This is a genomic window from Variovorax sp. 01T439_2 (assembly GCF_056398445.1).
Window position 1 is genome coordinate 1 of the sequence record NZ_JBFTPJ010000552.1, and the last position, 3,979, is coordinate 3,979.

Genomic DNA, 3,979 nt, shown 5'->3' on the forward strand with positions numbered 1-3,979 from the left:
TGCCCGATGGTTCGAAGAGAAAGGCGTCGCCCGGCGACTGCAATGCGCGCGCTTCGAGCAGCTCGTGGATCCGCGTGGGTGCCGGCATTTCGACTGCAATGCGCGCGCTTCGAGCAGCTCGTGGATCCGCGTGGGTGCCGGCATTTCGCTCATTCCGCCTCGATGCCCTGCGCCGCCGTGGCCCAGAGCCTGCGGTCGGCCTGGCCCTTGGCCGCGAGCAGCTCCGCGCCGCCGCTCCAGACCTCGTAGCCCTGCTCGCGCAGCCGATGGGCGACATCCTCACGCGCCAGCGCCTTGTGCGCGGCCGCGTTCAGGCGCGCGACCAGCGCCGCGTCCATGCGCGCCGGGCCGTAGAGGCCGAACCAGCCGCCCACGTCGTAGCCGGCCACGCCCGACTCGATCATGGTCGGCACCTCGGGCAGCATGCGGTTGCGCTGGCGCGAGGTGACGGCCAGCGCGCGGATCTTTCCCGACTGGATGAAGGGCCGCGAGGTGGCGATGATGTCGAACATCATCGTCACGGTGCCGCCCATCACGTCGGCCAACGCGGGTGCGCTGCCCTTGTAGGGCACATGCGTGAGCTGCACGCCGGTCATCTTCTCGAGCAGCGCGCCGCTCAGGTGGTTCGACGCGCCGATGCCGGCCGAGCCGTAGAACACCTTGCCCGGCCGCGCCTTCGCATAGGCCAGCAGCTCGGCCACGCTGTGCACCGGCAGGTCCTGGTTGACCACGAGCACGTTGGTGTAGTCGACCAGCGGCGCGATGGGCGTCAGGTCCTTCATCGGATCGAAGGGCATCCTGCGCTGGATGTTCGGATTGATGGTGATGGTCGGGCTTGCGCCGAAGAACAGCAGCGCGCCGTCGGGCACGGCCTTGGCCACTGCATCGCCGCCCACCGAGCCGCTGGCACCGGGGCGGTTGTCGACGATGACCTGCGTGCCGAGCTCCTGGCTCAGCGCGGGCGCAAGCAGGCGCGCCGCGCCGTCCACCGGGCCGCCGGCCGAATAGCCGACCACCAGCTTGATGAGTGGCGGCAACTGTTGCTGCGCCAGGGCGCGCGAAGGCAGTGCGGCCAGCAGTGCGCTGCCTGCCATCGCGGCCATGAGGTGGCGGCGCGAGAAGTGAGTCGATGTCATGGCGTTGTCTCCTGTTGTGTATTTCTTCGGCGGCTCGCATCGATCAGGCAGGCAAGTCGAGCACCTGCCGCGCAAGGATGTTGCGCTGGATCTCGTTGGTGCCGCCATAGATCATTGCGGCGGTGGAGCCGATGAGCGGCGACAGCACGTTGAAGCTCTGCCCGTCGAGCAGCTGGTCGCCCGCGACGGCGCCCTGCTCTTCGCCGGCCTCGACCAGCAGCGCGCCGATGCGGTGGTAGGTTTCGCTGGCCCATATCTTGAGCAACGACACCGACGCAGGCAGCGGCTGGCCCGCGCGCACGATGTCGGCAAAGCCCGTGTATGCGGCCGACAGGTCGAGCACGTCGAGCCGCAGTGCGGCAAAGCGCTGCGCAAACACCGGGTCCGCAAATAGGCGCCGCGCCTGCGCCAACCGCGCGAGCTGGCCCAGCGCGTACTGCGACTGCTTGGGGCTGCCGAGGAAGATGCGCTCGAAGCCCAGCAGCGCCTTGGCAATCGTCCAGCCGCCATGCAGCTTGCCCACGAGGTTTTCGGCCGGCACGCGCACGTTGTCGAAGAACACCTCGCAGAACTCGGGCTCGCCCGAAAGCGTGTGAATGGGCCGCACCGTGATGCCCGGCGTGCGCAGGTCGCACAGCAGGAAGCTGATGCCCTCCTGCTTGCGCGCGGCCTTGTCGGTGCGCACCAGCATGAAGATGTGGTTGGCGTCCTGCGCGAGCGTGGTCCAGATCTTCTGGCCATTGACGATGAAGTGATCGCCCTCGGCATCGCGCCCCGCCACGGCCTCGGTGCGAAGGCCCGCCAGGTCGGAGCCGGCGTTGGGCTCCGAATAGCCCTGGCACCACACATGCTCGCCGCTCAGGATGCGCGGCAGGAAGCGCTGCTGCTGCTCGGTCGTGCCATGCTGGATCAGCAGCGGGCCGATCATCACGATGCCTTGGTCCGGCGCGCGTGCAACGCCGTGCTGCTCGAGCTCCTCGATCCATGCAATGAGCTTGTCGGCCGGCAGCCCCATGCCGCCATGCACCTCTGGCCACGCGGGCGCGATCCATCCCTGCGCCGACAGCGTGAGATACCACTCGCGGATCTCGCTCCAGCGCGCGCGGTGCGACAGGTAGCGCAGCTGCTGCGGATAGCGCTGCTGCAGGAAGGCGCGCACCATGCGCCGGAACTCGGCCTCGGGCATCGCATGCCAGTCGGCGCTGCGCGGAAACTCGCCCTCCCATGCGGCGGTGCCCGCCCGCGCTTCGTCGCCGTCGGCCAGCGCGGCATGCCGGCGCTGGTGCGCGGCCACGTTGCCGAGCCACGCCGAAAGGCACAGCGTGCGCTTGTAGTAGAGGCTCAGCTCGCACTCCTGCGTGTAGCCGATGGCGCCATGCAGCTGCACCGCCGTGCGCGAGGCCTGCAGCGCCGCGGCGGTGCAGCGGGCGTTGACGCGGCTGGCTTCGGCTTCGAGCCGTTCGGCCGGGAGCCCCTGGTCCGCCAGTGCCAGCACCTCGGCGAGCGCGGCCTGCGCCACTTCGAGGTGAATGAACATGTCCACGCAGCGGTGCTGCAGCGCCTGGAAGCTGCCGATGGGCTTGCCGAACTGCGAACGGGTGCGCAGGTAGGCCAGCGTCTGCGCGAGCATCGCCTGCCCCACGCCCAGCAGCTCGGCCGCCTGCAGGACCTGGCCGGCCGCGAGCGCGTGGCGCAGCGCGTCCTGCGCGGCGGGGCCTTCGGCCAGCACCGCGTCCGCGGGCAGCGCCACCTGCTCGAAGCGCAGGCTCGCGGCCTGGCTGCCGTCCACCAGCGGCACCAGGGTTTCGCTCACGCCGGCCGTGCCGCGCGGCACCCACAGCAGCACCGCATCGTCGCTGCCGCGCGCCGACACCAGCCAGCCGCTGGCGGCCGCGCCGGGCAGCACCATGAGCTTCTCGCCCTGCAGCAGCACGCCGCCCGCATGCCCCGCGCGCGGCTCGCAGCCGCAGGCCAGCGGCACGGCGCTCAGGTCGCCGGCGCTTTCCTGCCAGGCCAGCGCCGGCAGGCTGCGGCCCGCGACCAGCTCCGCCAGCAACGACTGCGCGGCCGGAGCCTTGAGCCGCGCGAGCAGCATGGCGCTCAGGCCCGCCACCGCCAGCAACGGCTCGGGCGCCACATGCTCGCCCGCGGCCCGCAGGATCTGCGCGGCGCCCGCAAGATTCAGCCCCAGGCCGACCGCGGATTCGGGTGCCAGCATGCCGGTCCAGCCCAGCTCGGCCATGGCGCTCCAGCCCTGCGCCTCGTCGGCCTCGGGCCGCTCCATGCGCTCGCGCCGCCGCTGGATGGAACGGCTGCGAACGAAGTAGTCGAGCGCAGCATCGCGCACGGCGGAAAGTGATTCTGTGTCCATCGCCGCAGCGTGACAGAACGGCCCGCCGCGCGGCATTTGCATTTGCCGAAGGGAGGGTTTCGCATTCACAGACCCGCCTCGCGCGAGGGCGGCATAGATTCGGCGCATGACCACCACAAAGATCAAGAAATCCCTGCACACCGAGCTCGGCCACAGCACGCCCGACAAGATCACCGTGCGCGGGCGCGACCTGCCCTCCGAGATCCTGGGCCACCTGAACCTCGGCGACATGGCCTTCCTGGAGCTCACGGGCCGCATCCCGACGCCGCAGGAGTCGGTCACTTTCAACGCCATCGTCGTCACGCTGGTCGAGCATGGCATCACGCCCAGCGCGCTGGCCGCGCGCCTCACCTATGCAGGCGCGCCCGAGGCGCTGCAGGCTGCGGTGGCCGCGGGCCTGTGCGGGCTGGGCACGGTGTTCGTGGGCAGCACCGAAGGCGCAGCCAGGATGCTCTACGAGGCCATTCCCTTC

Annotated in this window: 3 protein-coding genes; 1 reads left to right on the forward strand and 2 read right to left on the reverse strand. The window is 70.4% G+C overall.

Annotation, left to right across the window (positions count from 1 at the left end; all coding sequences use genetic code 11):
* Positions 1 to 149: 149 nt before the first annotated feature.
* Complete coding sequence (locus AC1DOC_RS22975) at positions 150 to 1,136, reverse strand: Bug family tripartite tricarboxylate transporter substrate binding protein (protein WP_436042825.1); 987 nt, start codon at positions 1,134 to 1,136, stop codon at positions 150 to 152.
* 43 nt (positions 1,137 to 1,179) lie between these two features.
* Positions 1,180 to 3,507 carry an acyl-CoA dehydrogenase gene (locus AC1DOC_RS22980; protein ID WP_478083150.1) on the reverse strand — a complete coding sequence of 776 codons (2,328 nt, stop codon included), beginning with the start codon at positions 3,505 to 3,507 and terminating at the stop codon, positions 1,180 to 1,182.
* Positions 3,508 to 3,613: 106 nt separating this feature from the next.
* Between AC1DOC_RS22980 and AC1DOC_RS22985 the strand changes: the two genes are divergently transcribed.
* The coding region (locus tag AC1DOC_RS22985) for a citrate synthase family protein (protein ID WP_478130551.1) at positions 3,614 to 3,979 on the forward strand (366 nt) is incomplete at its 3' end.

What these genes read in the sequence shown, in the direction of transcription:
- AC1DOC_RS22975 (WP_436042825.1), bottom strand. Translation starts at nt 1,136, where the DNA reads ATGACATCGACTCACTTCTCGCGCCGCCACCTCATGGCCGCGATGGCA.
- AC1DOC_RS22980 (WP_478083150.1), bottom strand. Translation starts at nt 3,507, where the DNA reads ATGGACACAGAATCACTTTCCGCCGTGCGCGATGCTGCGCTCGACTAC.